The organism is Lysinibacillus piscis, assembly GCF_026012395.1.
Lineage (GTDB): Bacteria > Bacillota > Bacilli > Bacillales_A > Planococcaceae > Lysinibacillus > Lysinibacillus piscis.
Genome location: NZ_BRZA01000003.1, coordinates 209638 through 224130, shown reverse-complemented (window position 1 = coordinate 224130; position 14493 = coordinate 209638). Strand labels below are relative to the sequence as shown.

Genomic DNA, 14493 nt, shown 5'->3' with positions numbered 1-14493 from the left:
TTTGTATACAATTGTATACGAAAGGAGCAATTAATAATGAGAAATGAACATTTTAGCCGAGAAGGACATCATCACAGAGGAAATCGCATGGAAAGAGGAGATCTTCATCGTGGTGGGCATCGGCGAGGTGGACGTGGAGATGCACAGCAAGGTCCAAAGACATTCCGTCGTGGTAGAGCAATTTCCTTTTTAGAACAACTGATGTTGAAGCGTTCTACGATTGTTCAACAGTTGGAGCAACCCGAATTTCAATCCATTCAACAAATTCTAATTGGTGAACTAAAAGCACTTGATATGGTTATCAATGAATTTACACAGCTATTTGAACTACATTTAGAAGAAATTCAAACAGAAGATATGACAGAGGAAGAAAATAAGCATGATGAAGGAAATTAATGATTATATAGATAAAATATTTGCAGATGAGGACCAGCTTTTAGCAGATGTGCTATCATCCATTGCAATAAATGGAATGCCAGCGATTTCTGTATCTCCTTCAACAGGAAAATTATTGACGTTGCTTGTATCTATGGCTAGGGCACAAAATGCTCTTGAAATAGGAGCTCTTGGTGGTTATAGTGGCATTTGTATTGCTAGAGGATTTGGTGAAGAGGGGATGTTAACTTCACTTGAATTAGAGGAGCGATATGCTAATTTAGCTTATGAAAATTTAACAAAAGCGGGCTTCGGTCAACGAGTGACTTATCATGTAGGAGCGGCATTACAAAGTCTTGAAAATCTTGTGCAAAATAATAAAAAATTCGATTTCTTTTTCATTGATGCCGATAAAGAAAATTATTCACTTTACTTGGAATACTGTATTCAACTAGCGGAACCAGGCGCTTTTATTGTGACGGATAATGTATTAGCTGGCGGTAGTGTTATAAGCACAGAAGTAAAGTCAAAACGTTATACAGAAATAATGAAGGAATTTAATGAGTTGGTAGCAAATCATCCACGCCTACAGTCCATCCTTGTTCCGCTGGGTGATGGGATGACATTATCACAAGTGAAAAATAAACCATCATTTGGTGGATAAAATAGTTATTTCATTGTTAAGAGAAAAGCATCAATGACAACTGATGCTTTTCTCTTTTTGCTTGGAATGATCAAAGATGAGCCAAAGTATCGTAACGGTTGCTGCTAACATTACCATCAAAAATCCGTAAAAAGGGGTTAAGGCTAAGGATTGGTGGCGAATAATAAAGCTACCAATATAGGACCCTAAGAAAATGCCGATATTAAAGGCTGAAATATTTAAGGCTGATGCCATGGCAGTAGCAGAGGGTATATATTTTTCTGCAAGCTGTACAGCATACAATTGCAAGCCAGGGACACTCATAAACATTAACAACCCCATCATAAGCACCATTACTAAACCGATAACTGATGATTCAAGCGCAAATCCGATACCGAGTAATGTCAATCCAAGGCAAAGGAAAGCGATAAAAATGGCTTGTAGAGGATTGTTATTTGCTAAACGACCACCTACTGTATTGCCAATAGCAACACAAATACCATAGATAATTAAAATAACGACAACGGCATGAGGGGAATAGCCCATATAATTTTCTAATAGTGGTGATATATATGTGTAGACAACAAATGCACCACCATAGCCAATTGCTGTGATGAAAAGTATTAATAGCATACGTACATTACTTAAAACCTTGCCAATATCTCGTATCGAAATGGCGTCTCCTTTGGTTAACTGTTTTGGTACAAGTAGGGCATTGCTAATTAGCCCAACCACACCTATAAAGACAATGAAGAAAAAGGACATACGCCAGTCTGTTACTTGTCCAATGAAAGTGCCTAAAGGAATACCCGTGACAGTGGCTAATGTTAGCCCTGTGAACATAAAGGCAATGGCACTGGCTCGTTTGTTGGGAGCTACGACCTCAGCTGCAATAACAGAAGCGATAGACATGAATATACCATGTGCTAGCGCAGAAATAATACGCCCTATTAATAATATCGAAAAAGAAGGGGCTAATGCGACAACAAGATTACCAACAATAAAAATAACCATCACAAGCAATAAAACATTTTTTCTACTTAAATGAGAGGTTACTGCTGTTAGTAGTGGTGCACCAATGGTTACACCGAGTGCATAAATGGATACTGTAAGACCAGCCATACTTATAGGTATATGAAAATCTTCTGTAATAAGTGGGAGAAGGCCCACGCTTATAAATTCAGTCGAGCCAATGCCAAATGCGCTTATTGCAAGTGCGAGTAACGTTAATTTAGCATTTGGTGCTTTTGATTCTTTTGATTCTTTCACTTGATGACATCTCCTTTGATTTTTTCTATAGTGTATAGTAATATTCAAGCATATCTAAAAAGCATGTACGGTAGTTTTAGTTACCTTTGAATATTACAGGGGGGTTATGATGCAAAAAATTTATAATATTGGTGTCGAAGCTACAATTGAAGTTATTGGTGGTAAATGGAAGCCTGTTATTCTTTGTCATTTGAATCATCATAGTAAGCTACGTACAAATGAATTTCGCCGTTTAATACCAGGTATTTCACAAAAAATGCTAACAAATCAATTGCGTGAGCTAGAGCAAGCAGGTTTAATTAATCGACAGGTGTTCAATCAAGTGCCACCAAAGGTTGAATATTCATTAACACCTTATGGTGAAGAAATGGAGCCCATCTTAAGCTTACTTTGTGTTTGGGGTGAAAAGCATATTGAATTGCTCAAGCATAAAGGTGAAGATGTTATATTAATGCAGCATGATGACGATAGCACAATTGGGCAGACATCCTAAATAGCTTAGAAAAAAGAGGCTTTCTAAAAGAGTGAAGTCTCTTTTTTCTATTAATCAGCTACTTATAAGGCAAAATCGAAGTCGTTTGGATTTGGTCCAACACGGTGCTCTTCATTCATTTTATTAAGTATGTCCATCTCTTCATCGGATAAAGTAAAGTCAAAGATAGCCGCATTTTCTCGCATTCGCTCTATACGTACTGACTTTGGAATGGTAATAACCCCTTGTTGAATATCCCAACGTAAAATGATTTGAGCAATAGTTTTACCATGTTTTTCAGCAATACTCGCTATCGTTTCATTGTCCATTAGACCACCCTGCATTAAAGGTGCCCAAGCCTCAAGTTGAATATGGTGTTCTTGACAAAAAGCTTGAAGCTCCGTTTGCTGTAATCGTGGATGAAATTCTACTTGATTGATAACAGGGATAACACGAGCAAATGTTAATAGGTCCTGTAGATGAGCAATAGTGAAGTTACATACACCAATCGCTTTGATTTTTCCTTGCTCATATAAATCCTCAAGAGCCTTCCACGATTCAGCATATTTATTTTTTCCTGGCCAATGAATTAAATAAAGATCGATATAATCTAATCCAAGCTTTTCAAGGCTCTCCTCATATGCTGCTATTGTCTCTTCATAGCTTAAGTTATCGTTCCATACCTTCGATGTGATAAATAAATCTGTGCGTTGTAAATCTGTTGAGGCAAGCGCTCTCCGAATACCTTCGCCAACACCAGCCTCATTCCCATAAATAGCAGCCGTATCAATACTTCGATAGCCTACCTCAATAGAATTTTTCACAATTTCCGCAGTTGTATCGTTCTCCACTTGAAATACACCTAAGCCCATGCCTGGCATTTGTAAACCGTTATTTAAAGTGATTGTATCTTGTAAATGTTGAATCATCGTATACCCTCCATATTGTATTTGTTAATCACTAACTCGTTATTGCATAATCGATTATGCGCTCGTATGTAAGGTGAAACAAGTACGCACTTTTTCGTGTCATAGAAACGTTGAGGTAACTTTTGCGTAGGTATCAGGCTTTCATATGGAAAAAATAATTTATGTGTCGGGGATATGTGGTGAAAGGGGGGATTTTTTGCAATTTAAAACGGTAGACCAGGTCGATGGTCTACCGTTTGTATTTGGAGAGGTTGGATTACTCGCTGAGCATCGCCTTTAACGTCCGTTTTTGCCAGCCCAGCTTGAAATAGGCATATTGCAATATGAAATGCACACAGAATGTAATTGGATACGCCATCCACACACCGTTTAATTCAAAGTTTGTATAATGGGATAGCAAAAAGGCTGTTGGCACTTGTACAAGCCAAATTGTGAGCACAAGAAATACCGTTGGCCATAAGACGACACCTGTTGCACGCATTGTTGCAGAAACTGTTTGTGTATGACCAAAAATTAAATAGCTCCAAAATGTAATCATTAAATAATCTTTGGCAATATCGACAGTATCATGAGAATCGATAAAGAGCGATAAAATAGGCTCTGCAAATAAATACATAATGACGATGATAGAGCCACCTAAAATATAGTTAATGCGTACACCCATGTGACGAATTTTTTTAATCATCTCTGTAGAGCTTGCGCCTAATGCTTGTGCAACAAAGACAGATGTGGCAATGGCAATGCTCATCGCAGGTACTTGTGCATAGCTAGCTACTTGATTGACAACACCATAGGCAGCAGTGGCATTGGAGCCATAAGCATTGACGAAGCCAATAACAGCGATTTCTGCTACAGAGATGGCAACCATACTAATGCTTGATGGGATAGCTAATTTCATTAAAGAGATTAAAATATCTTTCTTTAATTTAAAATGCTGTAAAATAGATTGATCTAAACGTAAAATATGCTTTGTTTTGTGTAGGTATACTAATAATAAAATCATTGTGACTAGATTGGATAATACGGAAGCATAGGCAGCACCATTTAAGCCGAATGCAGGCAAGCCAAACCAACCAAAAATCAGTGGTGGTAAAAAGGCAATGTTGAGTACCACGCTGACAACTAAAAAGATAAAGGGTGTTTTCGAATCACCCACACCACGCATAAAGGTTGTATACGTTAAATACCAAAATAAAATTGGCAGTGTAAAGAATAAAATTTTTGCATAGCTCACACTAATCGCTAAAATATTGGTAGGTGTTTGCATAAAGCGCAAAATCCACTCGATGAAAAAACCACCAAATAACGCTACAGCAATGGATAAAATTGTGGTAAAGGCTAATGTGACACCAACCACTTCTTTCATCTTTTCATGATTGCCAGCCCCGAATGTTTGCCCTACTAAAATAGAGCTACCTGAACCAATTCCAATAGCAAAAGCCATTAAAAAGAAGAAAAACGGGAAAAAGGCAGAAATCGCCGCTAATGCATCTACACCTAAATTGCGCCCAACGATAAACATGGCGGCAACTTGCCCTAATGATTGCAGTACATTTGCAAGCATGACAGGAATTAAGAAGTTAAAAAAAGCTTTTTTGATTTGTTGATCGTCCTGTAATAATTGTCCGTTCATTATTAATAACCCATTTCTTTTAAAATATGTGATAATGTGCGAAGACGCTCGCCGATTAATTCGCCGTCCTCACTTAATGCTTGATTGAAAAGTTGAATATCCTCATGAATTTGCTCATTCTCTGTACATACTTCAATTGTCATAGCATCACCCTGCAAACCAACACGCTTAATCACAGGATTCTCCTCATCATATAGATGCTCATGGCGATAGGCTTCTTTAAAGTGTAGCTGTGCCTCACATACTAAAATCGCTAGGTCAAGTACACGATGAAGCGGTAGTTCCTCTGATTGACGCGACCATTTACCACCTGTATGACGCCAAACCTTCGCGGAAATATCCACTTTACCACGGTCATTCCATTGAGCTAAGCCAAGTGATAATCCTTGTGCATCCGTATGATACGCTGTGCGACCATCAATATTACTATAGTTTTCTGCTACGATGACAGGTTTATGTTTTAAATGTGTAGGAATTTTCATTTTTATTGACTCCCCTCTTGTATTTAGTAATTTACTAAATTACTACTGTAGTAAAAATAACATTAAATTGTTTAAAAGTCAATTATGACGAATGGAACATATGAAACAAATTCCATTCATGGTCGTCTACATATTTGAAAATTAATGGAAAAGAGGGGTGTATCATGGGATGGCTTAATATTGGTAGTTTATTTTTGGGGCTATATGCGTGGTTATTGCCTGCGATTAGTTTGCTAAACTATCCAGATGAGTGTTATAAACAACGGGTAAACCGTGCAATGTATAGTTTCAGTGCATGTGCAGTCGCACTCGTTTTTCAAATTATTTATACAGGTTATCTCGTGACGATTAAGGATTGGGTAGCACTTATGGATACGACAGGAGTAGTGGCATATGCAACGATAACACTTGTGATGGTCACGATGCTACTAAACATAGTGGTTTTTGTAGTATATCGTAAACGTACGGAATTTTAGTGCCTTGTAACTATTGATTAAGAAAAAAGAAGATATTCTTAAAGTAATGTAAAATTAATTTCCTTATTATTTTTCTGCTATTCGCTGTACAATAGAGCAATATAAAGTGAATTGATTATTCATTTTCACTAATAGAGCTGTACAGATGGCTGCTGACTGTCTGTTACTGCGAGATAAATATAAAAGGAAGTGATTCATGTGCAAATAAAGCGTCATGTAGCTATTTTTGATAGCATCTTTTTCAAATTAACTATGCTCATTATTTTTGTCATTGCACTGACGGGTGGAGTAATCGGTGGAACAAGTTATTATTTGACGAAAAAAGAACTTGTTGAGGCGGGGAAAAGCGATATGAAACATATTGTGAATACCTCTATCGTGACATTGAACGTATTAAATGAGCGAGTTGAAAAGGGAGAATTAACATTAGAGCAAGCACAAGAAGAGGCACGTGTTTTATTAAATGGTCCTAAACTAGCAGAGGGCTATGATTATAAAAAATCAGCCTTTTTGTATAAACAAGATGGTTATTTGGTAGCGTATAACTCGAGCTATGCATCAATATTGCATCCAAAAAATCCAATTGGACATATGCCAGATGATACAACAAACCGAGCCAATATGGTAAAAGCAGCAAGAGCTACCAATGATGCAGATCGTTATCACCCGTTTGACGATACAGATGATAATGGCAACCATGTCACGAAAACAGCCTATATGGCATACTTTGAGCCATGGGATTGGCATGTTGGCATGATTGTGTTAGATACAACATTTTATGGTGAGTTGAATAAGGTAAAATGGACAATTATTTTGATGACCTTGGGTATTCTAGTCATTAGCTTTATGATTTTTTATTTTGTATCACGAAAAAGCTTGAAATTATTAGAGACAATTTCAGCAGCCTTCTTGGCAATCGCCAATCGGAATATTCAATCGACTACATTGCCTGAATCAAAAGATGAAATTGGTCACCTCGGTGCATCATTTAATCAAATGCTGTTGCAATTAAGAGATTTAATTAGTCAATTGCAAGGCACAAGTGGGCAAGTAGCGGAAACTTCTATGTCTTTGTCTGCTATATCGGAGGAAACAGCGTCTAGCAGTGAAGAGATTGGTAGAGCTATGAACGATATTGCGCAAGGTACAGTGAATCAAGCAGCAGATTTAGAGGAAGCAAACCAACAAATTACACGGTTGAATACGTCAATTGAGGCGATGAATCAGCAAAGTCAACTTATTAAAGACATTACCTCCCAATCAGAGGCGGCGACACATCAAGGGCAAGAGATGATTCAACGATTAAAGCAATCCAATGAGGCATCTTTAGCTTCTTCCAATGAGGTACATACAACGATTGAAAGCTTAAATAGTAAGATCACTGGCATTTCACGAATGACAGCGGTGATTGAAAGTATTTCCTCTGAAACTAATTTACTAGCATTAAATGCAAGCATTGAGGCAGCTCGTGCAGGAGAGCATGGGAAGGGATTTGCGGTCGTCGCAAGCGAGGTGCAAAAGTTAGCTGAGCAATCCAATGAAGCAACAAAGCAAATACAAAATATGATTGCAGCAATTGAAGGTGAAACAGCAAAAACAGTTCAAGCTGTATCAACTACAATTGAGCGCTCTAAGCAACTGGACCATGCAGTGAATGAGACAGAAACAGAATTTACTAATATCGCCAAAGCTATTACCGAAACAACGAATGCAGTGATATTGTTAAATCAAGAATTGTTACAGGTGACACAGCAAAATAAAACAATCGTGGATGCGGCACAAAATGCAACAAGCATTTCACAGCAAACAGCGGCAGCCGTTGAAGAAATTACAGCGTCTATTGATGAACAAATCAAGGCGATTGCACAAGTCGCGATTTCGGCTGAACAACTGACAGATCTTAGTCAAACATTGAATCAAATTGTTGAAAAATATGCTTTATAAGAGATAGGCTATGGGTGAAACAACATCCATAGCCTATTTTTTATAAATATTTATTATAGAATTTAGCTAATTTTTCAACAGCCTGACGCACTGGCTCAGGTTGGTCGTATAAATCATAATGAGAAACGCCTTCCAAGACAAATAAATCTTTTTCTGTTGAAGCGGCTTTGTTGTATAGTTCATGTCCATCTTGATAAGAACCAAATGCACCTTGTTTGTCCCCAACAATAATTTGTAATGGTTGTGTCAATAATTGGTCTGCCAAATGGAAAGCATCAAAGCCAATAACATTACTCATACTTGGGAAATATAATCGATTTGGGGAATTTGGACTTTGACCACGTGATGTTGTGTAATATTCAACAGCTTCCACAAGGTCAATATCTGTCATACCAGCTTTTTCTCTTTCCTCGTGGTTACAAGGAATCCAGTTAACTAGCATTCGCTCTGCCCCACGTGCTTCGGCAGTACGCTGTTTACCAATGTTCTCTAAGACAGCGATAGGGTCCACTTGACGATTAACACGTCCAATATTCGCACCGACCACTGTACCAACTGCTTTAATACGACGCTCAATCATCGCTGTGTTGACCGCGTAGCCACCACCTGCACAAACACCAAGCACACCAACACGGTCTTCATCCACATAGTCTAATGTTGTTAAGTAATCAATTGCACAGCGAATATCTTCTACACGTGCCGTAGGATATTCTGCATAGCGGGGCGCTCCCTCACTTTCTCCTTGATAGGAAGCATCGTAAGCAAGTGTTATAAAGCCTAGCTCAGCTAATTTTTCTGCATAAATTCCTGCTGTTTGATCTTTACAGCTACTACCTGGATGTACGCAAACGATAGCTGCATTTTTGTTTGCTACGTTTTGTGGAAGATTTAAAATACCTGCAAGTTGTAAGCCATGTGCATTGAATCGTACAGTTTGTTTTGTGACTGTCATCTACAATAACCACCTTTGTTTAAAGTTATACTTGAGTATCTTATTACTCTTGTGTATATTTACTGTAAAATAGAAGAATAACTATGACAATAACCATATTTTATATTTTGTATAGTAATGCACACTTTTAAAAATGTGTGTATTAAATAAAGAGGTGTTTGTAATGGAAAAGACAGATAGAAGAATATTGAAATCGAAAAAGGCTATTCAATGCACATTTTTAAGCATGTTAATCGAGGATGGTTTTGATGAAATAACCGTAAAGGAAATTACGGAAATAGCGGATATTAGTCGAAAGACATTTTATTTGCACTATGTTGATAAATACGATTTATTGGATACAATTGTTACCCAACGATTACAGGAGCTAGAAGTAATCTGTGAGCAAAAAAAAGAAGCAGGCTTTATCGAAGGAACGATTATTTGGTTTGACTATTTTGCTCAACATAAAGCTTTTTTCTTAGCCTTATTTACTAGTAAAAGCACTGTAGCTTTCAGAGAGCGGTTACTTGATTTTATGATGAAGCAGCTAGGTGAAAAAATAACAGAGCGAGACGATAAAATATTATTACGGTTTGTGAGTACAGCAGTTTTAGGCATTATGGAGTCATTTGTTTTAAATCAGTTAAATGGTAATACAGAGGAAATTGCAACAAAGGTTGGTGAATTGATGTTAAAGACAATTAAGGAGATATAGAGCTAGTTAATGAGGAAAATCAGTTTATTAGTGCAATTGCAAAAGTACAATGATTCTTGTGTAGGTGAGCAATAGAATTAGGGTAAATTTTGGGGAAATTATCTTTTTATGGAATTCTTGAAGAAACAGAGTTAACCGCAGCTTAATTAACAGTATATTTTTTACAATTTAAGAGGATTCCTGTGATCATAGAATCTGTATAAAGACCATTATTGTAGAATGGTCTTTACACTCGTACGATTAACCCACGTAATAGGTTAAAAAACAGTAAAACAGAAAAGGTTAAGCAAATTTTATCTTTTTGGATAACAATTTCCATCTTAGCACTTTATATAGCATTAATTGTGTATTTTCCACAAGGTGCTTTTATTTCAAGAAAGTATTTTATATTTCTTTTTAACGCTTTTAAATCCACACTTGTACCATGCTTTATTTCCACATTATCTAGAATGATTTGATTGTCTTCATCTTTGATTCTGAGTAGGAGGTCATGTTCATTATTTGCATCGTTTATAATAGCCTTTGACCAAAAAATGCTATCGAATAGAAGATAGTCTTGTATATATTGGCCTGTTCCATCATGAAATTCAACAGGATACCATTCATTGTCATTTGAATCTACCATAGCATGTCCTCGGTGAATTGGTGAAAAGAAGTCATGGACAGTACCTACTTCTTGGTAAACCATCATACCAATAACCATGACCATAAAGGTGATAGCTATTGCTGCTATCATATGAAAATAACGTTTTCTCTTAATTTTTTTAAAAGGAGCAATGGCTTTTTTCACTTCCTCTGGTAATGGTGGAATATAGGTAACTTCTTGCTGCAACATTGCCAAATGTGATTGACATGCTTTACATTGCCCGATATGCTCTTCTACTGCTTTGTAAGTTTCATTACTACAAACACCATCGACATATAGTGGCAGTAAATCTTTGATAATATTACAATTCATCTCGTTCCATCCTTTCTGCTAATTTTACTTTTGCCCGATAATAAGTCACTCTCGCCCAATTTTCACTTTTATTAAACACTTCTCCAATTTCTTTGAAGCTTAAATTAATAGATGTTCTTAGCAAAAATACTTCCTTATAAGGCTCCTGCAATAAATGAATTTCCTTATGTATAGCAATGAGTGTCGCACGATTAGTTATTTCAATCTCTGGTGTAGGATTCACGCTTTCTATTTCGGACGTACTGTCTATATTGACATAATTTCTGTGCTTTTCTTTCTTCAAAAAATCATAATAGGCATGCTTAGCAATTTGGCAGAGCCAGACGGATATTTTACATTGTCCATTATAGCGATGGATTGATTTGGTGGCTTGATAAAAGGTTTCTTGTGTCAGCTCCTCTGCTAGCTCGACGTTAGATGTCAGTAAAATAAGAAATGCTTTTACTTCATTTGCATATGACCTATATATTTCGTCTAAGTCCTCCATCGTTCACCCTCCCTTCACTTATATATAGATTTTAAAGAGAATTCGTTACAAAAATTGCGAAAGTCACTTTGATTTCAAACAATTAGGCATCTTAAATAGTCCCTACATACACAATAAATCCAATTTTACTTTTGATACAATAAATGCAGGAGGTGCAATATGGAAAATTGGGGACGTTTAATCAAATATCATCGTCAACAGCAAGGATTGAAGCAGGATGTTGTTGCTGTTGGTATTTGCACACCATCGTATTTAAGTCGTATCGAAAATGGCATGGTGGTAGCGGAATTAACAATGTATGAGCTGTTATTAGAGCGTTTAGGAATCAATTTGACAGCGGAAAAGGAGCAACTTGCGATAAGCTCAGCCTTTCTGGAAACTGTATATGAAAAATTGCTATCGAATATAGAGCTCACTATCAATGAAATAGACCAATTGCACGCTATGCAGTCAACGACGTTTCATCAAGAGGTAGATGTTGTCGCAAAACTTGTCTATAGTCGATATTTATTATCACAAAATCAGCTACAGAAAGCACAAAAGTTACTCAGTCAAACAGAGTCTTTTATTGCATGGCAGCATGATCGTGTAACACAGTTATATATCGGTACAACTACATATGCCCATTTATCTGCACTAGAATTTTACGATATTAGTACAAAGGAAGAGCAACAGCAATTGAGTCATTATATGACAACCGCAAATCGCTTTGAGCAGGCTAATTATTTTTATCATGTAGCATTTGCCTACCATCGAGGGTATTCGTTTCAGCAGGCTCTTCATTATATTCATATAGCTACTCAAACCTTTTCCCATCAATATAAACCACTTTTTCAATTAAAGCTCTACTCAATGGCAGGGGTGATTTACAATAGTCTTCATCGATTTAATGAGGCACTAACGGAATATGGGGCTGGAGAGGATTTAATAAGAAACGTTGAATCGCTTCAAACACCGCAACAGTTTAGCTCGCTCTATAACAATATTGCTTTTTGCTATGAATGTCAGCGAGATTTTGCAAAAGCACAGGATTACTATGCGCAAGCTGTTCATCATCTGGAGGATTTGCACACAATCATTAATTGGATGCGTGTATGCTATCGTGGTGGTTATACGGAGAAGCTACAGGAGCTATTTGAAAAATACCCAAAGCAATGCTTTACAATCGGTCATCATCAATATCAATGGGAATTGCTTCATTATGCAAGCACACAACCGTTAGGGCTTATGGCATTGAAAGAGATTGAAATGGATGCTTTTCCTTATTTTGAGGAACAGCATCATTATGAATTACTACTTTACTATATGCCGTTATGGGGAACCTTTTATGAGAAGCTACATGCCTATAAACAAGCAAATCATTGTTATAAACGTGCTTTTAGAGCAAGCGAAAAAGTACGTCAATTAATGAGTAGTTAGGTGATAGTGATGAGTAAGCATTATTTTTTATTATTAGGTGGTTTAGGTTTTTCAAATTTAGGTAACTGGATTTATTTAATTGCGTTAAATTTAGCGATTTGGCATTTAACACATTCTCCCGCAGCGGTAGCAGGTATCTATATGATTGGTCCAGCTGCACGTATTATCAGTAGTTTTTTTGCTGGCTCTTTTATCGATCGTCATAATAAAAAAACAATTATGATTTGGAGCGATATTGTAAGAGGAATTATCGTTTGTGTGATGCCATTTTTAACGTCGATTTGGTGTATGTATAGCCTTATTTTTTGGGCAAATATCGCAAGCAGCTTTTTTGGACCGAGTAGCACCTATATGCAGACAAAGCTTGTGGCAGATGCGCACCGTCAACGCTTTAATGCGATTTACAGTACGCTAAATTCAGGCTCCTTTATGATTGGTCCTGCACTTGCAGGGATTATTATTACAGCTAGTAATACAAGCGTGGCGATGTGGGTAAATGGATTAACTTTTTTTACTTGTGCTATAGCTATAGCTTTTTTACCTACTATTGACAATCAGCAGGATATAGAGGTTAAACGTGTTACATTACAGGTCATTCAGGCTGATTTTAAGGAAGTACAAACATTTATCATACAGCAACCCAAATTGCTGTTATTTTTGACCGTATATACTTGTGCTTTAGTGCTTGCCTATTCACTAGATTCACAGGAAATGACTTTTTTAAAAGAGGTACTATCAGTGGGGGATTCCGCGTATGGCTTGATGGTCAGCGCTGCAGGTATTGGAGCCATTATTGGTGGCGTATGTGCAGCTATGTTGGTGAAAAAAATAGCCTTACGTATCTACATTGGCGTAGGCTTTGCACTCACAATGGGAACTTATTTACTCTTTTATCTGTCAAGTACGGTAATACTTGCTACTATTAGCTTTATAGCACTCGGATTTTTTATGGCTTTTAGTAATACAGGCTATGCGACAATGTATCAGCGAGCTATTTCACCAATGCTAATGGGGCGCTTTGGTAGCTCCTTGAACCTTGTGCAAAGTATACTACAAATTAGTTTGACCTTTATGTTGGGGTGGTTGGCAGAACAGCTTTCATTACAACTTGTAGCGGTTATTTTCGCTGTTATTGCTTGTATATTAGCTATTTATGTATGTTTTCTTAGTATGTGTTATACAAAAACATTATATTTAGGGAATGGGGAAAATGATGAATAATACATTATTTAATGTTTTGATGTTAGCAGGTATCTTTTTTATGCTTTTAACGATTTTATTAGCAGGTATTTTCATAATTAGAATGATTTTAAGAGCTATCAGAAGAGATAAAACATTCCCAAAACGTCATTTCCAAATTCTCAGCATTGGTGGTATTTTGTCTGTCGTTTTCCTTCTTAATTGGCTATATAATCCATACTTCCTGCCCAAAGGATTTTTAGATGATTCAAAAATTATAGCTTATGGAGACAATGAAGCAAGGATTTATCATTATACAGGTTTTATTCCATATAAAAATGTCAGAGTTGAAATTTACAATAAAAATACGCATGATGCTCGAACAATTTATTATAACTATGTAAATGGACCATTAGGTATTGCATGGTTAGATGAGGTGAAAATTCAAATAGAGGGCAAAGTGCTAGATATCCGAAAAGATACCTATGATTTTCGTAAGGATGGATAGAGAGCTGTTTGAAATTTGACTGATGACTTGTCAATTTATAAAACAATTTATTAGCAGGAGGCTGATATTG

At 36.7% G+C, this 14493-nt stretch carries 16 protein-coding genes; 9 read left to right on the top strand and 7 right to left on the bottom strand.

Annotation, left to right across the window (positions count from 1 at the left end):
- Window positions 1-36 precede the first annotated feature (36 nt).
- Together OPF91_RS13890 and OPF91_RS13885 are read left to right on the top strand one after the other, a co-directional pair.
- A complete protein-coding gene (locus tag OPF91_RS13890) occupies window positions 37-396 on the top strand; it encodes a hypothetical protein (RefSeq protein ID WP_264989443.1) in 360 nt (119 codons plus the stop codon).
- Window positions 383-1039 (top strand): O-methyltransferase, encoded by a 657-nt coding sequence (locus OPF91_RS13885; RefSeq protein WP_264989573.1) that lies wholly within the window; start codon window positions 383-385, stop codon window positions 1037-1039. The genes OPF91_RS13890 and OPF91_RS13885 overlap by 14 nt, the downstream gene beginning before the upstream one ends.
- A gap of 30 nt (window positions 1040-1069) precedes the next feature.
- Here OPF91_RS13885 and OPF91_RS13880 read toward each other — a convergent pair whose 3' ends face one another.
- Window positions 1070-2287, bottom strand: a complete 1218-nt coding sequence (locus OPF91_RS13880) for an MFS transporter (RefSeq protein WP_264989442.1) — start codon at window positions 2285-2287, stop codon at window positions 1070-1072.
- 109 nt (window positions 2288-2396) lie between these two features.
- Here OPF91_RS13880 and OPF91_RS13875 point away from each other — a divergent pair, with 109 nt between their 5' ends.
- A complete protein-coding gene (locus OPF91_RS13875; RefSeq protein WP_264989440.1) occupies window positions 2397-2780 on the top strand; it encodes a winged helix-turn-helix transcriptional regulator in 384 nt (127 codons plus the stop codon).
- Between the two features lie 62 nt (window positions 2781-2842).
- On the opposite strand, the gene OPF91_RS13870 is transcribed toward OPF91_RS13875, so the two are convergent.
- The 3 genes from OPF91_RS13870 to OPF91_RS13860 all read right to left on the bottom strand — a co-directional run bounded on the left by OPF91_RS13870 (window position 2843) and on the right by OPF91_RS13860 (window position 5803).
- Window positions 2843-3688 carry an aldo/keto reductase gene (locus OPF91_RS13870; protein ID WP_264989438.1) on the bottom strand — a complete coding sequence of 282 codons (846 nt, stop codon included), beginning with the start codon at window positions 3686-3688 and terminating at the stop codon, window positions 2843-2845.
- A gap of 256 nt (window positions 3689-3944) precedes the next feature.
- Complete coding sequence (locus OPF91_RS13865) at window positions 3945-5321, bottom strand: MATE family efflux transporter (protein ID WP_264989437.1); 1377 nt, start codon at window positions 5319-5321, stop codon at window positions 3945-3947.
- A 2-nt stretch (window positions 5322-5323) separates the two neighbouring features.
- Window positions 5324-5803 (bottom strand): DUF6530 family protein, encoded by a 480-nt coding sequence (locus OPF91_RS13860; protein WP_264989436.1) that lies wholly within the window; start codon window positions 5801-5803, stop codon window positions 5324-5326.
- A gap of 164 nt (window positions 5804-5967) precedes the next feature.
- Between OPF91_RS13860 and OPF91_RS13855 the strand changes: the two genes are divergently transcribed.
- Complete coding sequence (locus OPF91_RS13855) at window positions 5968-6279, top strand: hypothetical protein (protein ID WP_264989434.1); 312 nt, start codon at window positions 5968-5970, stop codon at window positions 6277-6279.
- 198 nt (window positions 6280-6477) lie between these two features.
- Window positions 6478-8223 (top strand): methyl-accepting chemotaxis protein, encoded by a 1746-nt coding sequence (locus OPF91_RS13850; RefSeq protein ID WP_264989433.1) that lies wholly within the window; start codon window positions 6478-6480, stop codon window positions 8221-8223.
- 40 nt (window positions 8224-8263) lie between these two features.
- On the opposite strand, the gene OPF91_RS13845 is transcribed toward OPF91_RS13850, so the two are convergent.
- Window positions 8264-9175, bottom strand: a complete 912-nt coding sequence (locus OPF91_RS13845; protein WP_264989431.1) for an alpha/beta hydrolase — start codon at window positions 9173-9175, stop codon at window positions 8264-8266.
- 163 nt (window positions 9176-9338) lie between these two features.
- Between OPF91_RS13845 and OPF91_RS13840 the strand changes: the two genes are divergently transcribed.
- Window positions 9339-9872 (top strand): TetR/AcrR family transcriptional regulator, encoded by a 534-nt coding sequence (locus OPF91_RS13840; RefSeq protein WP_264989430.1) that lies wholly within the window; start codon window positions 9339-9341, stop codon window positions 9870-9872.
- Window positions 9873-10200: 328 nt separating this feature from the next.
- On the opposite strand, the gene OPF91_RS13835 is transcribed toward OPF91_RS13840, so the two are convergent.
- Window positions 10201-10830 (bottom strand): anti-sigma factor family protein, encoded by a 630-nt coding sequence (locus tag OPF91_RS13835; protein WP_264989429.1) that lies wholly within the window; start codon window positions 10828-10830, stop codon window positions 10201-10203.
- Window positions 10820-11317 carry an RNA polymerase sigma factor gene (locus OPF91_RS13830; protein WP_264989428.1) on the bottom strand — a complete coding sequence of 166 codons (498 nt, stop codon included), beginning with the start codon at window positions 11315-11317 and terminating at the stop codon, window positions 10820-10822. Before OPF91_RS13830 ends, OPF91_RS13835 begins: the two co-directional genes overlap by 11 nt.
- Window positions 11318-11476: 159 nt before the next feature.
- Between OPF91_RS13830 and OPF91_RS13825 the strand changes: the two genes are divergently transcribed.
- The 3 genes from OPF91_RS13825 to OPF91_RS13815 are packed head-to-tail and all read left to right on the top strand — an operon-like array spanning window position 11477 to window position 14423.
- Complete coding sequence (locus OPF91_RS13825; protein ID WP_264989426.1) at window positions 11477-12736, top strand: helix-turn-helix domain-containing protein; 1260 nt, start codon at window positions 11477-11479, stop codon at window positions 12734-12736.
- Window positions 12737-12745: 9 nt separating this feature from the next.
- Window positions 12746-13957, top strand: a complete 1212-nt coding sequence (locus OPF91_RS13820) for an MFS transporter (protein ID WP_264989425.1) — start codon at window positions 12746-12748, stop codon at window positions 13955-13957.
- A complete protein-coding gene (locus OPF91_RS13815) occupies window positions 13950-14423 on the top strand; it encodes a DUF5412 family protein (protein WP_264989424.1) in 474 nt (157 codons plus the stop codon). Before OPF91_RS13820 ends, OPF91_RS13815 begins: the two co-directional genes overlap by 8 nt.
- The last annotated feature ends 70 nt before the right edge of the window (window positions 14424-14493 follow it).